The organism is Streptomyces noursei (assembly GCF_016917755.1).
Lineage (GTDB): Bacteria > Actinomycetota > Actinomycetes > Streptomycetales > Streptomycetaceae > Streptomyces > Streptomyces yunnanensis.
The window spans coordinates 2,155,002-2,173,564 of the sequence record NZ_CP070326.1 but is presented as its reverse complement, the minus strand read 5'-3'; the positions used below and the strand labels follow the sequence as shown (position 1 = coordinate 2,173,564).

The following is an 18,563-nucleotide window of genomic DNA, read 5'->3' as shown; positions in this document are numbered from 1 at the left end:
GCCCGCGGGACCGGGCGTTCACCGCTTGCGGTAGCCGTACGCCTCCTCGGCCGTCGCCACGACCGCCGCCAGGTTCGCCCCGGCCGACGCGCTGACCACGGCGGCCACCGCCCCCTCGACGAACGGCGCGTCCACCAGCCGGGCGTCCGCCGGGAGTTCGTCGCCCTCCGCGATCAGCGCCTTCACCGTCAGCACCGCGCTGCCGAGGTCGACCAGCAGCGCGACCCCCGCGCCGCGGTCCACCTCCCGCGCCGCCGACGCGATCAGCTCGGCGCTCGTCCCCAGCCCCCCGTCCGGCGTTCCGCCGGCCGCGGCCACCGGCACCTTCGGGCCGTCCCCGGTCAGCCCGACCGCCAGCTCCGCGACCGCCTCCGCGACCGCCTTGCTGTGCGACACCAGCACCACACCCACCACGCGGTCCTCGCCGCTCATCGCGCCACCTCCGCGAGGGCCGCGAACAGCAGCGCCGAGGACGTCGCGCCCGGGTCCTGATGCCCGATGCTGCGCTCCCCGAGATAGCTGGCCCGCCCCTTCTGCGCGCGCATCGGCACGGTCGCCAACGCCCCCTCCTCGGCCGCCCCGGCCGCCGCGTCGAGCGAGGTCCCCAGCGCCTCCACGCCCGGCAGCAGGGCATCGACCATGGTCTTGTCGCCGGGCGCGGCACCCCCGAGCTCCCGCACCGACTCGACCCCGGCCCGCAGCCCCGCCTGCAACTCCGCCACCGTCACCTCCGACGCCTCGCCCAGGCTCTTCCCGGCCCGCCGCAGCAGCGTCCCGTACAGCGGCCCCGAGGCACCCCCCACCGTCGAGATCAGCTGCCGCCCCGCGGTGACCAGCACCGCCCCGGGCGTGGCGGGCGGCTCGCTCTCCAGCGTCTTCACCACCGCGGCGAACCCCCGCTGCATATTGGTTCCGTGATCGGCGTCGCCGATGGCCGAGTCCAGCTCCGTGAGCCGCCCGGCCTCCTGCTCGACCAGACCGGCCGCCGCCACCATCCACCGCACGAAGAACCCGGCGTCAAACCCCGTGTCCACCACACCATCACCCCTCTGCACACCCGACTCCCAAGTGACTGCCGCCCTTTGCGACACCCACGTACCGCCAACGGCGACCCACCGCCGCCCACGACACCCCACTCCGCCCCCGGCTCACCCCTCCTGCCGCGCCCTAGGGCGCTTCTGACGGATCTCCGCGGCGTCGCGGCGCCTGGCACGCCCGCTCGCGGCGTTGCCGCAATGTCCCCATAGCTCCGCTATGAAGACATCCCGGCGCCTTGCGATCGCACGCACCAGACGCCGCTCCTTCCTCCACGGAGATCCGCCAGAAGCGCCCTAGCGCCCCCACCGCAGCCCGGCCGTCGCCACCGGCGCGTCCCACAACCGCAGCAACTCCTCGTCGACCTGACACAACGTCACCGAGCAGCCGGCCATGTCCAGCGACGTCACATAGTTCCCCACCAACGTACGGGCGACCGACACCCCGCGCTCGTCGAGCACCCGGTGCACCTCCGCGCCGAAGCCGTACAGCTCCAGCAGCGGCGTCGCCCCCATCCCGTTCACCAGCACCAGCACCGGCAGCCGCGGTCGCAGGTCCTCCAGGATCGCGTCCACCGCGAAGTCCGCGATCTCGTGCGAGGTCATCATCGCCCGCCGCTCCCGACCCGGCTCGCCGTGGATCCCCACCCCCAACTCCAGCTCGCCCGGGGGAAGGTCGAACGTCGGACTGCCCTTGGCCGGCGTCGAGCAGGCGCTCAGCGCCACCCCGAAACTCCGCGACGACGCCACGACCTTCCGGGCCACCGCCTCCACCCGCTCCAGCGGCATCCCCTCCTCCGCCGCCGCCCCCGCGATCTTCTCCACGAACAGCGTCGCCCCGGTCCCGCGCCGCCCGGCGGTGAACGTCGAGTCGCGCACCGCGACGTCGTCGTCGACCAGCACGCTGGCGACCTGCACCCCCTCGTCCTCCGCCAGCTCCGCCGCCATCCGGAAGTTCAGCACGTCGCCGGTGTAGTTCTTCACCACGAACAACACCCCGCGCCCGGCGTCCACCGCCGTCGCGGCCCGCACCATCTGATCCGGCACCGGCGAGGTGAACACCTCACCCGGACACGCCGCGTCCAACATCCCCGGCCCCACGAACCCCCCGTGCAACGGCTCGTGCCCGCTCCCTCCGCCGGAGAGCAGCGCCACCTTCCCGGCCACCGGCGCGTCCCGCCGCACGATCACCCGGTTCGCCACGTCCACCACGAGCTCCGGATGCGCCGCGGCCATCCCGCGCAGGGCGTCCGCCACCACGGTCTCGGCGACGTTGATCAACATCCTCATGGGCACCTTCCAAGGATCCTCGACAAGCACGGCCATGGCTTGATCTTTTGCTGGTCGGACGCGTCTTCGCAGGTTCTCGATCTTGGCGTCCCAGGCGCGGAACGGCGGCTTCCGGCGGGACTGATGCTGACCTCATGCTGACGTTCCTGATGGTTGATCAGCCAATCGGGTGACCTTTCCGCTGGACTGCTCCGGCGGATCAAGTATCGGGCCGCGAGCAGCCGGCTGCACCGTCGTCCACAAGGTTTCTCCGCCACAACGGGCGCTCATCGGCCGACGCCCGCCCTTCCCGACGAACGCGCGCTCCGTAACCCCAGGCGATCCGCCAACACCCCCGGTCGTGCGCCGCTCGACGAGAACCGGCGCCCGGCCACCCGAACGGCGCATGCGGCCCTTGACCTGGGACAAGCTGCGCGGCGCCACGTCCCCCGGGCGATGAGGACGGAGCCGCTTGCGTTGGTCAGGAGCTCCGCTGCTCTCGTGTTCGGTGTGCCTCCCGCTCAAAGGGGCCCGAGGCCGGCCGGCTCCACTCTCCTCGACCTCGACCTCGACCTCGACCTCGGCCCTGGCGTCGTGGCGCGGCTCCCCATCGAGGCAGTCGGCTGAGGCTTTCCCGGGGCCTTCCGCATGGTGTGTCCGAACCGGAGGACGGCACGCTCTTCCTGGCACCGCAGCAAGGCGCTGGCTACACCTGCGGCTGGCCACTGGCCGACCCTTCCGCTCGACGAGCGGCGACTCCCCGACTCCCCACGCCTCGGTCTCACCGCGTGGTGTAACCCCCGTCGATGACCAGCGGAGACCCCACGGCGAAGCTCGCGGCGTCCGACAGCAACCAGACGATCGCGTTGGCGATCTCCTCGGGCCGGGCAATGCGGGGCTCGGTGCCGCACTGCGCCGGTATGCCGCGGCGGCCGGATCTCCAAAGCTTCATGACGACTTGGCGATGGCGGCGCGGCTGTACGCCACACCCAGTGCAGCGCGTCGGCTGGACTGCTTCGCCGACAGCGGAACAGGGATCTTGGGACGCGGAGGGGGCGTTGTTGGGGGCAGGGTGCCACGGTTCTGCCGGCAGGACCGGGTTCCCGCGGTACTGACCGGACGAGATCAGGAGTCAGCGCATGTCCGCAGCATTCGCCGTCCCGGCGACCCATCGAGAGGTTCACCTCGTCACCCGCTCCACGGGTGTGCCGTCCGAGGAGCACTTCACCGTCGTGGAGGTCCCGGTGCCCGTGCCGGGGCCGGGCCAGGTGCTCGTCCGCACCACCACGCTGGCCGTCCTCACCATCATGAGCGAACTGATCCGTGGCCGCGGCGAGTTGCCGATGCGGCCGTTCGACGTCGGCGCCTGTGTGCCGGGACCCGGTATCGCAGAGGTCGTGGACGCAGGCGACAGCGGTCTGCAGGTGGGCGATCTGGTCGCCAGCCAGACCGGTGGCTGGCGGGAGTACGCGGTGCTGGACGCCCAGGCCGTCCAGCGCCTGGACCCAGGGGCGCTGCCCTTCCCGGCCGCGCACCTTTCGCAGGGCGCCGCGGCCTACCTGGGCGTCGTGCGTGCCGGCGAAGTCCGCCAGGGCGACACGGTGTTCGTGACCAGCGCGGCGGGTGGTGTGGGCTCCCTGGCCGGGCAGATCGCCAGGCAGCGCGGCGCGGCCCGGGTCATCGGCTCCACCAGCTCACAGCGCAAGGCCGACATCCTGACGAAGGAACTGGGCTACGACGCCGTCGTGCTGCGCAACGCGGGCTCCCTCGACGAACAGCTGCGGGCTGCTGCGCCGGACGGGCTCGACGTGGTCGTCGACAACGTGGGTGGCGAGCAGCTGAAGTCGGCGATGGCATTGGCCCGACGCGGGGCACGCATCGCGTTGATCGGCGCGCTGGCCGGGCAGTTGGGCGACTCGGCCGTCACGGAGATCGACCCCCACGCCCTTATCTCAGGCAGCGTCACGTTGCGCGGCGCGGCGCTCTTCGACCACCTCGACGTCATCCCCGAGTGGACCGACTTCTTCGGCCGCGCGCTGCGGGACGGCACGCTCAGCTTCCCCCGCACCGTGCTGACCGGGCTCGACCAGGCACCGCGCGCGCTGCGGGAGCTGGTGGAGGGCCGGCATATAGGTGCGGTGCACGTGGAGCTTTGACCGTTTCCAGGCCGGGCACAAAACCACTGCTATGGTGCGCCGATGTCATTGATCAGGCAGGTCCAAGTCACTTTCGACTGCGCAGAACCTGAGCGCGTCGCTCGTTTCTGGTGCGAGGTGTTGGGGTACGTCGTACCGCCGCCACCGGAGGGGTTCGCTACTTGGGACGCTTACGATCGCTCGCTGCCGCCTGAGCGCCAGGGGTCAGCGTTCGCCTGTATCGATCCCTCAGGTGTGGGCCCGCGGCTGTTCTTTCAGCGCGTTCCCGAGGGCAAGGTCGTCAAGAATCGGGTGCATCTCGACGTACGGGTCGGCACCGGACTCGTGGGTGAAGAGCGCCTGGCCGCGCTGGAGGCCGAGTGCGCACGACTGGTCGCGCTCGGCGCGGTACGCGTGCAACTGCTGCGTGCCGATGGCGTCAATGAGTCGTGTATCGCGATGCAGGACATCGAGGGCAACGAGTTCTGTCTCGACTGAGCATTTTCCGGGCCGGCGAGGCAGGGGAAGCGCCTGATATCCGGAGCTGGGTACGAAGAAGGCGTCGAATACCGTCGACGCTTCGGCGCCGACCGAGGGAATCGTCAAGGTCGCCGTGGAATGGGGCACCACGCTCGCGCCCAGGAGGTGCCGAGCGAGCGACTGGGGCCGGACGCCGGTCGAGATCCGGGAATCCTGTGCGAAGGCCCTCCGGCGGTCGTCGGAAAGGCCCGCACTCCCGCGGTCGGCTCGGGTGACCCTGTGGTGCAGCGAGCGTGCACCACGGGCGACATCGGGGCGTCGGGCGGGGCGGACATCTACTAACTGGCACGGGCCGGGCGCAACGCTCAGTGTCAAGCTGAACCTGGCGGACGGCCGGGCCGAAGGCCGCTATGCGGCGATTCGAATCCTCATAGTGGACATGAACGGGAAAATCGTGCAGGGCCACTGGAACAAGGTTTCCGGCTATGGCAAACGCAAGGAGGGTGGACGTCGGCCAAGTACAAGGGTGGCATCGGCAACATTGGAGTTCAGGTCGCCACGTTCAAGGGCAGTCGCATGATGGGCTACTGCGTTGATTTGGGTGGAGCGGACTGATGCCGGTGCGGTAGTCGCCAGCCCGTTGAGCCCCCTTGCGTCAAGAGCGAGGGGGCTCAATTCCGTGTGGGGACCTCCACTGGCTCCGCGCTCAGGAAGCCGGCCGAACATGACGTAGGTGTCATTACCCTTATTCGTGACGCATGGGTGAAGAGCTGCGGCGCAGCCTAATGGCTCGGCCGAGGCGCATCCCCGTGAGCTGAGGCGCGACATGATGCCGGGGGAACCTGGTAGGAACCGGTCCGGTAGCGGCTGCGGAATTCGGCCAGCAGCTCATCGGTCGCTTCCGCCCCGGCGCTCACCGCGGCGTGGACGTCGCGGAAGTAGTCCTCGTATCCGGCGGGAGTGTAGAGACACAGGGCGCGTGCCAAGACCGTGCCCGCATTGCGGAAGCCGTGCGGGGTGCCGCGGGTCGCGGCGAGCAGATGTCCGGGACCGGCCGTTACCTCGCCGTCCCCGGTGTGCAACGTCAACTCGCCTTCGAGGACGTAGAAGTACTCGTCGTGCCCATCGTGCACATGCGGTCTGGCGCCGATCACTCCAGGGGCGAGGCTGAACTCCTCGAAGGCGAAGTGCCCGCCTGTGTGTTCGCCGGTCAACCGGAAGAAGTGCGCGACACCGGCGACGTCTATGAGCTCCCCGTCCTCGGGGCGACGCAGCAGTGCACGGGCGGGAATTCGGGACTGATCATCGGTCATGGGAGCATTGTGGCGCACTGCCCAACGCCACCGAGGGGAGAGCCAGTTGATCGCCCGCGCGCCGCAACGAGGGCGTCGTCCGGCCGGGCCTCCTACTCCACCGCGTACAGCAGCCTGTACTCGGCGCCGTCCGCCCTGAAGCGCAGAGTGCGCTCGCCGGGCGTGTCCGTGATCCACTGCTCCCCGGGCTCGCCGTCCCCGCCCGAGGCGCCGGCCTCCCCGAGGGAGACGGCAATCATCCCCGTGAAGTCGCAGTCGTACTTGACGGTGTACATCCGATCTCCCAGCACCGTTCCATTCCACACGGTGCCGCGGTCCTGGACGACGAGCCTCGGTTCGTCGAAGCCGCTCCAGCCCTCGGTCGTGACGCACTTGAGCTTCTCCAGATACAGCTTGGCCATACCGTCCCCTGCGAAGGATCCTGCTCGACGCTCCACATCCTGTCGAGCCGCAATAAACGATCACTAAACATCTCGCGCGGCAGTCGTCGGACGAGCGACGTCAACGGGGCGGCTCGGCCCGGCGGTCACGGGCGGCAGCCACTGCCGCCGTCCGGTCGGGGAGGGGGCGACGACCCCATACACCGCACCGGAGTCCGGTTCGCGATGGTCGCACTCGTCGGTGCCGCCCTGCCGATCACCGCCGGGCGCCGCCGGCCCGGTGCGCCGGTGCCATCGGCGGGCCGCCGCGGTCCGTGGGTCCGGCAGGCCGACGGTCCCGACTTCGCGAGCACCTCGCTGACCCGGCACCTGGTGCGCGGCGCGGTGGGGTTCGGCGCGCTGGCCGGCTCGGTCGCGCTCCTCCCGGCCGTCGGCCCGGCGAGCCTGGTGCTGCTGCCGGTCCGCCTGTTCGCCTTGCGCGGGTGCCCGATGTGCTGGGCGGTCGGGCTGATGCAGACCCTGTGCCGGGGCCGCCTCCGGCGCTCCTGCGAGGACGGCCGATGCACACGGACCACCGCGGGCCGGGGGACGTACCCGGGCGCATCGCCGCCGGCGGGGGACAGGTCCCAGGTCGTGTCCGCTAGCCACCCAGGAACGCCGCGACCAGGCCGCCGGCCTCCGCGCGGCGCTCGTGGAAGTAGGCGTGCCGGGCACCGCGGAAGAGGTGCGTCCTGGCGTCCGGGATGCGGGCGGCGAGCAGCGGGACGTTGTCCGGCGGGGTGAGCCGGTCCTGGTCGCCGTGGAGGATCAGGGTGGGCGCGCCGATGTCGGGGAGCGCGTCCCAGGCATCGTGCGCGTTGCTGGCCACCAGGTGTCCGCGGCGGGCGTGCGGGGGCATGTCGGGGTCGCCGAGGGTCGGGTAGGGGCCGGGGTGGTCGGCGCGCCAGGCGGGGGAGTACATCAGGTCCACCAGGGTCCGGCGCGCGGTCTCCGGGTGGGGGTGGGCCAGGGCGCGCCGCACGGAAGCGTCGCGTTCCACGGCGTGCGGGCCGCCCGGGGAGGTGCAGCCCAGGACGAGCCGCCGGACCCGCTCGGGGTACCGCGCGGCGACCCACTGGGCGACCCGTCCGCCCATGGAGGTCCCGTAGACGTCGGCCCGCTCGACACCCGAGGCGTCGAGCACCGCGATGACGTCGTCCGCGAACTGCCGTGTGGAGTAGCCGCCCTGCGGTGCTTCGCTGTCACCGGTGCCGCGGTAGTCGAGGGTGATCGTGGTGTGCGTGCCGTGGAAGTCCGCCCGCACCGGGTCCCACCAGTGGTGGTTGTTGGCCTGCCCGGGCAGCAGGACGAGGGGGTGTCCCGCGCCCCGGCGCTGGTAGGCGAGCCGGGTGCCGTCGGCGGCGCGGGCGAGGTCGGGAACGTGCGGGGCGCTGTCGGTCATGGGCCTTCCTCCGGGTCCGGCGAGGGCGGCCGGACGCCGGCGGGTGGGCCGGGCGAGGCGCGTGGTCGTCGGCCACCGCCCGCGCCGGCCGTCCGCCGTCCGTCCCCCGCATGGCGGCGTCCCCCGTTGCCCGCTCCTCGCTGCTCGCGTGAGCATGCACGAGGGTATCCGGCCGAACGGGGCGCGTTCCGGCCGCAGTCGAGGACCCGGTGGAGACAAGGAGCGTCGCGGATGAGCACCCTCGATGTCCTCTCGGAGGACGAGCAGAGCGTCGTCGGCACGGTGCACGACTTCGTCGACAAGGACGTCAAACCCGTCGTCAGGGAACTGGAGCACGGCGACATCTACCCCGAGGCACTGATCGCGCAGATGAAGCGGCTCGGTGTCTTCGGCCTCGCCGTCCCCGAGGAGTACGGCGGCACGCCCGTCTCCACCCCGTGCTACGTCCTGGTCACGGAGGAGTTGGCGCGCGGTTGGATGAGCCTGGCCGGCGCGATGGGCGGCCACACCGTCGTCGCCAAGCTGCTGGTGCGCTTCGGCACCGAGGAGCAGAAGCGCCGCTATCTGCCGAAGATGGCCACCGGCGAGATCCGGGCCACCATGGCGCTGACCGAACCGGGCGGGGGCTCCGATCTCCAGGCCCTGCGCACCGTCGCCCGCAAGGACGCGCGCGGCGGTGGCTACCTGATCAACGGGACGAAGACCTGGATCACCAACTCCCGCCGCTCGCAACTGATCGCGCTGCTGTGCAAGACCGACCCGACCGCCACCCCCGCGCACCGGGGCATCTCCCTGCTCCTCGTCGAGCACGGCCCCGGGCTCACCGTCTCCCGGGACCTGCCCAAGCTCGGCTACAAGGGCGTGGAGAGCTGCGAGCTGTCGTTCGAGGACTGCCGGGCGCCCGACGACGCCCTGCTGGGCGGCGTCGAGGGCAAGGGTTTCGGCCAGATGATGAAGGGCCTGGAGACCGGCCGCCTCCAGGTCGCCGCCCGGGCCCTCGGCGTCGGGCGCGCGGCCCTGGAGGACGCGCTCGCCTACGCCCGGCAGCGCGAGGCGTTCGGCAAGCCGATCTGGCAGCACCAGTCCATCGGCAACTACCTCGCGGACATGGCCACGTCGCTCACCGCGGCCCGTCAGCTCACCCTGTACGCGGCGCGCGAGGCGGACGCCGGCCGACGGGTGGACATGGAGGCCGGCATGGCCAAGCTCTTCGCTTCCGAGACCGCCCTGCAGATCGCCCTCAACGCGGTGCGCATCCACGGCGGTTACGGCTATTCCACCGAGTTCGACGTGGAGCGGTACTTCCGTGACGCGCCGCTGATGATCGTGGGAGAGGGCACCAACGAGATCCAGCGCAACGTGATCGCCGGCCAGCTGGTCAAGCGCGGCGGCCTCGACGCGTGAGCGGGGAGAGCGGGGAGGGGCCCAGTTGGCGTGGTGCCATGAGCCTGATCCGGACCCCCTTCGGATCTTCCAGCACCGCGGCCGAGGTCGTCGCGGGCATCGACCTGACCGGTCGGCGCGCCGTGGTGACCGGCGCGTCCTCCTGCCTGGGCGCGGAGACCGCACGCGCCCTGGCCGGTACCGGCGCCGAGGTCACCCTCGCCGTCCGGGACACCGCCGCGGGCGACCGGGGCGCCGAGGACATCGCCGCGTCCACGGGCGGCACCGCCGTGCACGTCGCCCCGCTGGACCTGGCCGACCCCGCGTCGATCGACGCGTTCGCCGCCGCCTGGGACGGGCCGCTGCACCTCCTGGTGAACAACGCGGGCGTGATGGCCTGCCCCGAGCGGCACACCCCGCAGGGCTGGGTGTGGCTCGCCGGTGGTCTTCGGCGATGTGCACTTCGCCTTCCGCCGCTACGACCCGTGGCCGGCCTACGGGCAGTCCAAGACCGCGAACGTGCTGTGCGCGGTGGAGGCCACGCGCCGCTGGTCCGGCGACGGCATCACCGCTAACGCGCTGATGCCCGGGGCGATCTAGACCAACCTGCAGCGGTACACCGAGGGCCGCGGGTCCGGCAGGGTCCCGGCCGAGCTGATCAAGTCGGTCGCGCAGGGCGCGGCGTGCGGAAGACCGTGGAACTGCGCCTGACCGTCATGCCCACCCGCAGGTACAAGGTGAGCGCGCCGGTGTCCGAGTGGGTCCACAGGGTGCAGGTCGACCGCAGCAGTGCGACGGCGTGCGCGTCGTCGCCCGGCACGGTCTGGACGATCCCCTCGCTCCCGGCCCGGCGGGCCCGGGCCTCGGCCCAGTCCAGCAGCGCGGCCCCCAGGCCGCGACCCCGGTGCACGGGGTGGACGTCCACCTCGGAACGCCGGTTGACCCGGGCCCGGGCGGCCAACCGCCCCACCCCGTCGTGGACCAGCAGGGTGTCCGACTCCGGCACCAGGCCCGGCCTGTTGAAGTCCGCGGCGATGCCGCCGGTGCGGCCGGGCCCGCCACGGCCTCACTGCGCTTCGGCGCCGGAGCCGGTGGTGGAGTCGGAGTTGCTGGTGGAGTCGGATTCGGTGGCGGTGCGGCCGGCCAGTCGTTCGTAGCGCTGCCGGGCGGCCTGCGGGGTGCCGAGGCCCAGGCCGAAGGAGATCTCCTGCCAGGTCATGCCGCGACCGCGCGCCATCTGGAGGAGCCCGGTTTCCAGTTCGTCCATGTCGCCGCGCGCCATGGGCACCAGGCTCAGCGCGGCGGTGATGTCGGCGCGGTCCACCTCCGCTTCGCCGTCGTGGAGTTGGGCGGCGCCGCTGAGCAGGAACGAGACGATCCGGACGGCTTCGTGGGGGCCGATGAGCGAGGGGTGGGCCTGGCGGCGGCGCTGCTCGTCGGTGGCCGCATGGCGTTCGGCGATGCGGAAGAGGGCGGCGTGGGCGCGGTGCGCGCGGGCCTGGCCGGGATCGGGGGGAGTGAACGGGTCGGCCGGGCGGGCGGACGCGGGCTGCTGTTCCGAGGTCGATGACATGCCGTCAGAGTGCCGCCGCGCTTACCTCGTTGTCAACGACATATTGTGAACGAGTCGTTCAAGTGGGTCGTTTGGGCGAGTCGTTCACGTGAGAGAGGTGGCGGGCGGCCGGGACGGCGGGTGCTGGCAGACTGCCCGGGATGAAGCCGGAAACCGTCGTGCTGGACGAGGTGGACACGGGGCTGGTGCACGCCCTGGAGATCGACGGCCGGGCGCCGTTCCGGCTCATCGGGGCCGCTCTCGGGGTTTCCGAGCACACCGTCGCCCGCCGCTACCGCCGGCTGCGCACCGCGGGCGTGCTGCGCGTCGTCGGCGCCCTCAACGGCGCCCGGCTCGGCCACAGCGCCTGGACCCTCCGGCTGCGCTGCACACCGGACGCGGCGTCCGCGCTCGCCGACGCCCTGGCGGCCCGCCCCGACACCTCCTACGTCCATCTGCTCTCCGGCGGCACCGAGATCTCCTGCAGCGTCCAGACGCCCACCGCCGACCGCGGCGAGGAACTGTTGCTGCGCAAGCTCCCCAGGACCGGCCGGGTCACCTCGGTCACCGCCCACCTGCTGCTCGGCCTCCCGCAGGGGCCCGGCGTCGCGCGGCCCGGGGGCGGCCCCGTGGCACTGCCGGCCGGCGCCGCGCGGCTCACCCCGGAACAGGTCGCCCTGCTCGCCCCGCCGGCCGCGGACGAGGCGATCGGAGCGGACGGGGACGTCCCGGGCACCGAGGAGGGCGGGCGCGCGCTCGGGCCGGCGGACCGGGCACTCATCGAGGTGCTGTCGCGGGACGGCCGGGCCGGCCACATCGAACTCGCCGCCGCGGCCGGGGTGTCCGAGTCGACCGTGCGCCGGCGCCTGGCCGTGCTGCGGCGGGCCGGTGTGCTCGCCTTCCTCGTCGACATCCCGCCCGCCGCCCTCGGCTTCCGCACCGAGGCCCGGCTGTGGATGTCGGTACGGCCCTCCCGGCTCACCGAGGTGGTCGCGGCGATGGCCGGGCACCCCGAGGTGTCCTTCGTCGCGATGACCACCGGGCCGACCAATCTGGTGGCCGCCGTCAACTGCCGGGACCCGCTCGGCCTCGCCCGCTATCTGACCGGGCGGATCGCGTCGTTGGACGCCATCCGGACGCTGGAGACCGCCCCGGTCATCCGCACCGTGAAACGCGCCGGGGCGCTGCTGCCGCTGCCGCGCTGACCACGGGCGGCCCCGGCCCTGGGCCGCCGCGCGGAAGAGGACCGCCGCCCCGTATCCCGCCGACCGGGCGGTCGCCCCGCATCCCGGTGCCGGCCGCCGGCCCGGCCCCGCGTCCGGATGCCCGTTCGAGTCCCCGGCCCTACCCTCGGGGTATGCCGGGTCTTCGCGGATCCCTCGCGGTGCTGGTGGCGGGCGCGCTGTCCGGCGCCCTGGCCGGGATTCCGGCCGCGGTGGCGTCCCCGGCCCCGGCCGCCGCCGGCCCGGGCCTCAGCCGCTTCTACGCGCAGCGGCCGGCCTGGCAGCCCTGTCCGGCGGGCTTCCCCGGCACCGGCCCGTCCCCGTCCTCGCACGGCTCGCCGCCGCCGACCGGCGCCGCGCCGCCCTCCGGTGGCGCGCGCCGCTTCCAGTGTGCCCGGCTGGAGGTCCCGCGCGACTACGCCCATCCCGAGCGCGGCACGCTGCGCGTGCAACTGGTCCGGCTGCCGGCGACCGGGCCCGGCAAGCGGCTCGGTTCGCTGGTCGTCAACCCCGGCGGCCCCGGCGACTCGGGCGTGAACTACCTCATCGGCAACAGCGACGGCTTCGCCCACCTCGGCCAGCGCTACGACCTGGTGAGCTTCGACCCGCGCGGTACCGGCCACACCGAACCGATCTCCTGCGGCACCGGCTACACCCCGGCCAGCGGCACCGGCGCGGACAGCCTCGCCGCCAACGAGAAGCGGATCAACGAAGCCTGCGGCCGGTACTCCGGCGAGCTGCTGCCCTGGGTCGGCACCCCCGACGTCGCCCGGGACATGGACGTCCTGCGGTCCGCCGTCGGCGACCGCAAGCTCAACTACCTGGGCTTCTCCTACGGCACCCGGCTCGGCTCGGTCTACGCCCACACCTTCCCCCGCACCGCCGGCCGGTTGGTGCTGGACAGCGTCGAGGACCCGACCAGGAACACCTGGCAGACCGCGGTCGCCCAGGCCCGCGGCTTCCAGCGGGTGCTCGACGACTTCGCCACCGACTGCGTGCACACCGGTCACTGCCCGCTGGGCTCCGACGACGCGACCGTGCGACGTCAACTCACCGACTGGTACCAGAAGTTGACGGATCATCCGCTGCGCGTGCAGGGCACGCAGGTCGACGGTACGGCCTATGTCTACGCGCTGCGGCAGTCCCTCTACAGCCGGGACAGCTGGCCCGCCCTGCGGGACGCCCTGGCGCAGCTGCGCGACGGGGACGGGTCCGGGATCCTCCAGCTGAGCGGCAGCGGCGGCGCGGGCGGCAGCACCGGCACCGCCGCCCGTCGCCCCGGGCTCACCGCGACCGCGGCGATGCCCTCCCAGGACCAACTGGCCCTCCGGGCGATCAGCTGCCGGGACACCTCCGAGCGCTACGGCCCCGCCGACTTCCCACGCGCCCAGCGCGAACTCACCCAGGCGTCCCCGCTCTTCGGCCCGGACATCGCCCCGACGCTGCTGGACTGCTACGGCTGGCCCGTGCCGGGCGACGACTCCTCCCGCGACGTGGCCGCCCACGACGCACCGCCCGCCCTGCTCGTCGCCACCACCGACGACCCGGCCACGCCGTACGAGGGCGCCGCGCACATGGCCCGGGCACTGGGCAACGCGAGCGTGGTGCTGACGTACCACGGCGAGGGACACGCCGCGTACCCCTCCGGCAACCCGTGCGTGCGGCAGAAGGTGGACGCGTTCCTGATCGACGGGGTGCTGCCGGTGGGCGGCACGGGCTGCCGCTGACCGGCCACGGCCGCCGCCCGATCGTCGCCCGAGGTGCCCGGCCCGGCGCGGGCCTCAGCCCGCCTTCCGCCCGCGGCCGGTGGCCCGCTTGGCCGCCGTGGCCTTCCGGGCCGTTCCCGCGGCCTTCTGCGCGCCGCTGCCCTTGGCCGCCGCGGTCGTCTTCTTCCCGGCCGTGGCACCGGCCTTCGCCGTCCCCGTGCCCGCCGCCGTGGCCTTCGCGGGCTTGCGCTGCGCGGTCTTTCCCGCGGCGGCGGCCTTCCGGGAAGCGGTCTTGCGGGCCGCCGTCCTCGTCGCCGTACGGCCGGCCGCCCGCCCGTCGCCGCTCCCGTCCGTCTCCGCCGCCTCGTCGATCTCGCCGCGGGCCCGCTTCGCCGCCCGCACGCTGTCCTGGAGCGCCGCCATCAGGTCCATCACCCGGCCCGCCGGCGGCTCCTCGCCGGCCTCGAACTCCGGCTCGCGGTGCGCGAGCTTGGCCGCGACGATCTCCTCCAGGGCCTCCCGGTAGTGGTCGTGCACGTCCTCCTCGGACAGCCCGCCGAAGGAGTCCATCAACGTCTCCGCCGCCCGCACCTCGTCGGCGGCGACCTTCACCTCCCGCTCGGGGAGGACACCGGTCATCGGACGGATCTGGTGCGGCCACAGCAGCACCTGCATGACCAGCACGTCCTCCACCGGCCGGATCATGGCCAGGGTCTCCCGGCCGTGCAGTGCGATCTTGCCCAGGCCCACCCGCCGGTGCCGCTCCATCGCGTCCCGCAGCAGGGCGTAGGGCTTGGCCGCCGCGGGGCCGTCGGCGCCCAGGTAGTAGCCCTTGCCGATCTGGAGGGGATCGATGTCGCCGCCGGCGACGAAGGCCAGGATGGTCAGGGTCCTGGCGGTCGGCAGCGGCAGCGCGTCCAGGTCGTCGTCGGTCAGCGGGACGATGGTGTCGTCGTCGGTCCGGTAGCCGCGGCCGATCTCGTCGGGGGAGACCTCGGTGCCTTCGAGGGAGCAGACCGGCTGGTTGCGGACCCGCCCGCCGTCCGCCGTGTGGATCCGCACGAAGCTGACCGAGGCGGCGGTGTCGGTGGCGTTGTAGGCGGCCACCGGGATCGTGACCAGGCCGAAGCTGAGGGAGAACTTCGCGGTGGGGCGCATGGGAGCCGCCTTCGTGGTGCGGTTCGGTGCCGTACCAGCCTAGGTCGAGTCCGCGACGTCCCGCCTGCCGGCCGGCGCCGACCACCCGGACGCCCGACCACCCGTACGCCGGACCGTCGGGCGCCGACCACCCGGACGCCCGAGCATCCCGGCCGGGCCGACCGGGTACCCCGCTCGCAGTGGTCGGCCGTGTCGCTGCGCGGCCGCTCGTTCCGCGCCGCCCCGAGCGCCCGGACGCGGTGCCGGCCCGACGCCCGCCCGAACCCCGGAGGCACCCGATGAGCCCGCGCCCCGCCCACCAGGACCTCGTCCGCGCCCTGCTGGACCGCCACGGACGGACCTACGCCGCCGAGGCCGGGATCCGTCTGCGCGACACCCCGCAACCGCTCTACCAGCTCCTGGTCCTCGCCGACCTGCTCGGTGCGCGGATCCGCGCCTCGGTGGCGGTGGCGGCGGCCCGCGCCCTGTTCGACGCCGGGCTGGGCACGCCCCGGCGGATGGCCGACGCACCCTGGCGGCAGCGGGTCGAGGCGCTCGGCGCGGGCGGCTACCGCCGCTACGACGAGAGCACCGCCACCCGCCTCGGCGACGGGGCGCGGCTCCTGCTGGACCGCTACGGCGGCGATCTGCGGCGGATGCGGGAGGCGGCCGACGGCGACCTCGGGGCGCTGCGCGGCGCGCTCCAGGAACTGCCGGGCGTCGGGCCGGCCGGCTCCGGCATCTTCGTCCGCGAAGTGCAGGGCGTATGGCCGGAGTTCGCCCCGTACCTCGATGCCAAGGCCCTCCAGGGCGCCCGGCGGTTGGGGCTGCCGGAGGACCCGGACCGGCTGCTCCGGCTGGTGCCCGCGGCCGAGACCGCCGCGCTGGCCTCGGCGCTGGTGCGCGCGGCGCTGGACCGGTCGGTGGCCGAGGAGGTGCGGGAACGGGCCGGCCAGTTCGCCTGACGGGCCGTCAAGAGGCGGGCGGAGCAGGTGAGAGAGGACGGGTCGGCGGTCACCCCGTCCAGGTCCACTCCGCGACCTCCGGCAGGTCCGTGCCGTGCTCCCGGATCCAGGCGTGGTGCCGGGTCCGGACGTCCGCCATCGCCTGCCGCAGCGCCACCGCGCGGGCGCCCAGCCCCGGCACCCGGTCCACCACGTCCATCACCAGCCGGAACCGGTCGAGGTCGTTGAGGACGACCATGTCGAACGGCGTGGTGGTGGTGCCCTGCTCCTTGTAGCCGTGGACGTGCAGGTGCCGGTGGCCGGTCCGGCGGTAGCAGAGCCGGTGGATCAGCCAGGGGTAGCCGTGGTAGGCGAAGATGATCGGCTTGTCGGGGGTGAACAGGGCGTCGAACTCGGAGTCCGGCATCCCGTGCGGATGGACGTCGGCCGGCAGCAACCTGGTCATGTCGACGACGTTGACCACCCGCACGGCCAGCTCCGGCAGATGGCGGCGCAGCAGGTCGGCGGCGGCCAGCGTCTCCTGCGTCGGCACGTCCCCGGCGCAGGCCAGCACCACGTCCGGGGGCGAGGCGTCGGTGCTCCGCGCGGGGGCGAGGACACGCGCAGGCCCGCCGTTCTCGGTGCCCGCCCACTCCCAGACACCGGCGCCGCGGGCGCAGTGCACCCGGGCCTGGTCGAGGGTGAGCCAGTCGAAGCAAGGCTGTTTGCCGGCCACGATCACATTGACGTGGTCGCGGCTGCGCAGCGCGTGGTCGGCCACCACCAGCAGGGTGTTGGCGTCCGGCGGCAGATAGACCCGGACGACCTCGGGGCTCTTGTTGAGGACGTGGTCGACGAAGCCGGGGTCCTGGTGGGAGAAGCCGTTGTGGTCCTGCCGCCAGACGTGCGAGGTGAGGAGGTAGTTCAGGGACGCGACGGGCCGCCGCCAGGGCAGCCGGCGCGCCGTCCGCAGCCACTTGACGTGCTGGTTGACCATCGAGTCGACGATGTGCGCGAACGCCTCGTAGCTGGAGAACAACCCGTGCCGCCCGGTGAGCAGATAGCCCTCCAGCCAGCCCTGGCAGAGGTGTTCGGAGAGCACCTCCATCACCCGGCCGTCGCGCGCGAGGTGCTCGTCGGTGGGCAGCGTGGCCGCCTGCCACGCCTTGGCGGTGGCGCCGTAGACGGCGTCCAGCCGGTTCGAGGCGGTCTCGTCCGGGCCGACGAGCCGGAAGTCGCGGCGCCCGGCGGTCGCCGCCATGACGTCGGCCAACAGGGTGCCGAGCACCCGGGTCGGCTCGTGCAGCGCGGTGCCGGGCTTGGCCACCTCCACCGCGTGCCGTTCCAGCGGCGGCAGCGGCAGCTCGCGCAGCAGCAGGCCGCCGTTGGCGTGCGGGGAGGCGCCCAGCCGGCGCCGGCCCTCGGGCAGGCACGCCAGCACCGCCGGCCGGGGCCGTCCCGCCTCGTCGAACAGCTCCTCCGGCCGGTACGAGCGCAGCCACTGCTCCAGTTGGTGCCGGTGGTCGGTGTGGTCGCGCACCCCGGCCAGCGGGACCTGGTGGGCGCGCCAGGTGCCCTCCACGGGCTGCCCGTCCACCTCCCGCGGACCGGTCCAGCCCTTGGGCGTGCGCAGCACGATCGCCGGCCACCGGGGCCGCCCGGCGTCGCCGTCCGCGCGGGCCCGCCGCTGGATCGCCGCGATCCGGTCCAGCGCCAGGTCCAGGGCGGCGGCCATCGCCTGGTGCACCGCGGCCGGGTCGTCGCCGGTGACGTGCAGCGGGTCGTGGCCGTAGCCGCGCAGCAGGGCGTCCAGCTCGTCCTCGGGGATGCGGGCCAGTACCGTCGGATTGGCGATCTTGTAGCCGTTGAGGTGCAGGATCGGCAGCACCGCGCCGTCGTGCACCGGGTCCAGGAACTTGGTGGCGTGCCAGGACGCGGCGAGTGGTCCGGTCTCGGCCTCACCGTCGCCGATCACGCAGGCGACCAGCAGCTCCGGGTTGTCGAAGGCCGCGCCGTAGGCATGGGTGAGGGAGTAGCCCAGCTCGCCGCCCTCGTGGATGGAGCCCGGGGTCTCGGGCGCGACATGGCTCGGCACCCCGCCGGGGAACGAGAACTGCCGGAACAGCCGCGCCATCCCCGCCGCGTCCCGGGTCACGTCCGGGTACGTCTCGGTGTACGTCCCGTCCAGCCAGGAGTTGGCCAGGACCGCCGGCCCGCCGTGCCCCGGCCCCCAGACGCACAGTGCGTCCAGCTCCCGGGCCCTGATCACCCGGTTGAGGTGGGTGTGCACGAGGTTCAGACCGGGGGAGGTGCCCCAGTGGCCCAGCAGCCGGGGTTTGATGTGCTCCGGGCGCAGCGGCTCGGACAGCAGCGGGTTGGCCATCAGGTAGATCTGCCCGGCGGACAGGTAGTTGGCGGCCCGCCAGTGCGCGTCGAGGGCGTTCAGCTCGCTCGGGCCGAGCGGGGCGGCGGGGTCGGCCGCGCCGGCTGCCGAGGGCGGCGGCGCGGTGGTCGTCGGGTTTCCGGGGTGTCCCACGCTCGGCTCCTCGGTTCGCGCGGTGCGGGC

Annotated in this window: 17 protein-coding genes and 1 pseudogene; 7 read left to right on the top strand and 11 right to left on the bottom strand. The window is 73.3% G+C overall.

Annotated elements, in window-relative coordinates; all coding sequences use genetic code 11:
• Positions 1-18: 18 nt before the first annotated feature.
• The 4 genes from dhaM to JNO44_RS09530 form a co-directional block, all read right to left on the bottom strand.
• On the bottom strand, positions 19-432 hold the full coding sequence (gene dhaM, locus JNO44_RS09545; protein WP_205362999.1) for a dihydroxyacetone kinase phosphoryl donor subunit DhaM: 414 nt from the start codon (positions 430-432) through the stop codon (positions 19-21).
• Positions 429-995 (bottom strand): dihydroxyacetone kinase subunit DhaL, encoded by a 567-nt coding sequence (gene dhaL, locus JNO44_RS09540; protein ID WP_073447431.1) that lies wholly within the window; start codon positions 993-995, stop codon positions 429-431. Before dhaL ends, dhaM begins: the two co-directional genes overlap by 4 nt.
• Positions 996-1,331: 336 nt before the next feature.
• Positions 1,332-2,324, bottom strand: a complete 993-nt coding sequence (gene dhaK / locus JNO44_RS09535) for a dihydroxyacetone kinase subunit DhaK (RefSeq protein WP_205362998.1) — start codon at positions 2,322-2,324, stop codon at positions 1,332-1,334.
• 760 nt (positions 2,325-3,084) lie between these two features.
• Positions 3,085-3,255: an SDR family oxidoreductase gene (locus JNO44_RS09530; protein WP_205362997.1), complete on the bottom strand. Its 171-nt coding sequence runs from the start codon at positions 3,253-3,255 to the stop codon at positions 3,085-3,087.
• Between the two features lie 187 nt (positions 3,256-3,442).
• Here JNO44_RS09530 and JNO44_RS09525 point away from each other — a divergent pair, with 187 nt between their 5' ends.
• Positions 3,443-4,459: an MDR family NADP-dependent oxidoreductase gene (locus tag JNO44_RS09525; protein ID WP_205362996.1), complete on the top strand. Its 1,017-nt coding sequence runs from the start codon at positions 3,443-3,445 to the stop codon at positions 4,457-4,459.
• Between the two features lie 42 nt (positions 4,460-4,501).
• On the top strand, positions 4,502-4,936 hold the full coding sequence (locus tag JNO44_RS09520) for a VOC family protein (RefSeq protein WP_205362995.1): 435 nt from the start codon (positions 4,502-4,504) through the stop codon (positions 4,934-4,936).
• A 764-nt stretch (positions 4,937-5,700) separates the two neighbouring features.
• On the opposite strand, the gene JNO44_RS09515 is transcribed toward JNO44_RS09520, so the two are convergent.
• The 3 genes from JNO44_RS09515 to JNO44_RS09505 all read right to left on the bottom strand — a co-directional run bounded on the left by JNO44_RS09515 (position 5,701) and on the right by JNO44_RS09505 (position 8,052).
• The gene (locus JNO44_RS09515) at positions 5,701-6,231 is read right to left on the bottom strand and encodes a cupin domain-containing protein (protein WP_205362994.1); all 531 of its coding nucleotides are present in this window, start codon (positions 6,229-6,231) and stop codon (positions 5,701-5,703) included.
• A gap of 92 nt (positions 6,232-6,323) precedes the next feature.
• Positions 6,324-6,632: a hypothetical protein gene (locus tag JNO44_RS09510; protein WP_205362990.1), complete on the bottom strand. Its 309-nt coding sequence runs from the start codon at positions 6,630-6,632 to the stop codon at positions 6,324-6,326.
• Positions 6,633-7,251: 619 nt separating this feature from the next.
• Complete coding sequence (locus JNO44_RS09505) at positions 7,252-8,052, bottom strand: alpha/beta fold hydrolase (RefSeq protein WP_073447344.1); 801 nt, start codon at positions 8,050-8,052, stop codon at positions 7,252-7,254.
• Positions 8,053-8,283: 231 nt separating this feature from the next.
• Here JNO44_RS09505 and JNO44_RS09500 point away from each other — a divergent pair, with 231 nt between their 5' ends.
• Positions 8,284-9,456 (top strand): acyl-CoA dehydrogenase family protein, encoded by a 1,173-nt coding sequence (locus JNO44_RS09500; protein WP_205362989.1) that lies wholly within the window; start codon positions 8,284-8,286, stop codon positions 9,454-9,456.
• 38 nt (positions 9,457-9,494) lie between these two features.
• Positions 9,495-10,119 (top strand): annotated as a pseudogene (locus tag JNO44_RS09495) (SDR family NAD(P)-dependent oxidoreductase); the annotation flags it as partial.
• Here JNO44_RS09495 and JNO44_RS09490 read toward each other — a convergent pair.
• Positions 10,094-10,405 (bottom strand): GNAT family N-acetyltransferase, encoded by a 312-nt coding sequence (locus JNO44_RS09490; protein ID WP_338058611.1) that lies wholly within the window; start codon positions 10,403-10,405, stop codon positions 10,094-10,096. The pseudogene JNO44_RS09495 and the gene JNO44_RS09490 sit on opposite strands and share 26 nt — an antisense overlap.
• A 96-nt stretch (positions 10,406-10,501) precedes the next feature.
• On the bottom strand, positions 10,502-11,008 hold the full coding sequence (locus JNO44_RS09485; protein ID WP_205362987.1) for a DNA-binding protein: 507 nt from the start codon (positions 11,006-11,008) through the stop codon (positions 10,502-10,504).
• Positions 11,009-11,148: 140 nt separating this feature from the next.
• On the opposite strand from JNO44_RS09485, the gene JNO44_RS09480 reads away from it, so the two are divergent.
• Together JNO44_RS09480 and JNO44_RS09475 are read left to right on the top strand one after the other, a co-directional pair.
• Positions 11,149-12,192 carry an Lrp/AsnC family transcriptional regulator gene (locus JNO44_RS09480; protein ID WP_205362986.1) on the top strand — a complete coding sequence of 348 codons (1,044 nt, stop codon included), beginning with the start codon at positions 11,149-11,151 and terminating at the stop codon, positions 12,190-12,192.
• Between the two features lie 152 nt (positions 12,193-12,344).
• On the top strand, positions 12,345-13,937 hold the full coding sequence (locus JNO44_RS09475; RefSeq protein WP_205362983.1) for an alpha/beta hydrolase: 1,593 nt from the start codon (positions 12,345-12,347) through the stop codon (positions 13,935-13,937).
• Between the two features lie 54 nt (positions 13,938-13,991).
• Here the strand turns inward: JNO44_RS09475 and ku are convergent, their stop codons facing one another.
• Positions 13,992-15,074: a non-homologous end joining protein Ku gene (ku, locus tag JNO44_RS09470; protein WP_205362976.1), complete on the bottom strand. Its 1,083-nt coding sequence runs from the start codon at positions 15,072-15,074 to the stop codon at positions 13,992-13,994.
• Between the two features lie 278 nt (positions 15,075-15,352).
• Between ku and JNO44_RS09465 the strand changes: the two genes are divergently transcribed.
• Positions 15,353-16,018, top strand: coding sequence for an HhH-GDP family DNA glycosylase (locus tag JNO44_RS09465; protein WP_205362973.1), 666 nt, complete (start codon positions 15,353-15,355; stop codon positions 16,016-16,018).
• Between the two features lie 49 nt (positions 16,019-16,067).
• Here JNO44_RS09465 and JNO44_RS09460 read toward each other — a convergent pair whose 3' ends face one another.
• Positions 16,068-18,533 carry a phosphoketolase family protein gene (locus JNO44_RS09460; RefSeq protein ID WP_205362972.1) on the bottom strand — a complete coding sequence of 822 codons (2,466 nt, stop codon included), beginning with the start codon at positions 18,531-18,533 and terminating at the stop codon, positions 16,068-16,070.
• Positions 18,534-18,563: the final 30 nt, after the last annotated feature.

Coding starts and splice junctions, on each gene's coding strand:
- dhaM (WP_205362999.1), bottom strand. CDS start 432: ATGAGCGGCGAGGACCGCGTGGTGGGTGTGGTGCTGGTGTCGCACAGC.
- dhaL (WP_073447431.1), bottom strand. CDS start 995: ATGGTGGCGGCGGCCGGTCTGGTCGAGCAGGAGGCCGGGCGGCTCACG.
- dhaK (WP_205362998.1), bottom strand. CDS start 2,324: ATGAGGATGTTGATCAACGTCGCCGAGACCGTGGTGGCGGACGCCCTG.
- JNO44_RS09530 (WP_205362997.1), bottom strand. CDS start 3,255: ATGAAGCTTTGGAGATCCGGCCGCCGCGGCATACCGGCGCAGTGCGGC.
- JNO44_RS09525 (WP_205362996.1), top strand. CDS start 3,443: ATGTCCGCAGCATTCGCCGTCCCGGCGACCCATCGAGAGGTTCACCTC.
- JNO44_RS09520 (WP_205362995.1), top strand. CDS start 4,502: ATGTCATTGATCAGGCAGGTCCAAGTCACTTTCGACTGCGCAGAACCT.
- JNO44_RS09515 (WP_205362994.1), bottom strand. CDS start 6,231: ATGACCGATGATCAGTCCCGAATTCCCGCCCGTGCACTGCTGCGTCGC.
- JNO44_RS09510 (WP_205362990.1), bottom strand. CDS start 6,632: ATGGCCAAGCTGTATCTGGAGAAGCTCAAGTGCGTCACGACCGAGGGC.
- JNO44_RS09505 (WP_073447344.1), bottom strand. CDS start 8,052: ATGACCGACAGCGCCCCGCACGTTCCCGACCTCGCCCGCGCCGCCGAC.
- JNO44_RS09500 (WP_205362989.1), top strand. CDS start 8,284: ATGAGCACCCTCGATGTCCTCTCGGAGGACGAGCAGAGCGTCGTCGGC.
- JNO44_RS09485 (WP_205362987.1), bottom strand. CDS start 11,008: ATGTCATCGACCTCGGAACAGCAGCCCGCGTCCGCCCGCCCGGCCGAC.
- JNO44_RS09480 (WP_205362986.1), top strand. CDS start 11,149: ATGAAGCCGGAAACCGTCGTGCTGGACGAGGTGGACACGGGGCTGGTG.
- JNO44_RS09475 (WP_205362983.1), top strand. CDS start 12,345: ATGCCGGGTCTTCGCGGATCCCTCGCGGTGCTGGTGGCGGGCGCGCTG.
- ku (WP_205362976.1), bottom strand. CDS start 15,074: ATGCGCCCCACCGCGAAGTTCTCCCTCAGCTTCGGCCTGGTCACGATC.
- JNO44_RS09465 (WP_205362973.1), top strand. CDS start 15,353: ATGAGCCCGCGCCCCGCCCACCAGGACCTCGTCCGCGCCCTGCTGGAC.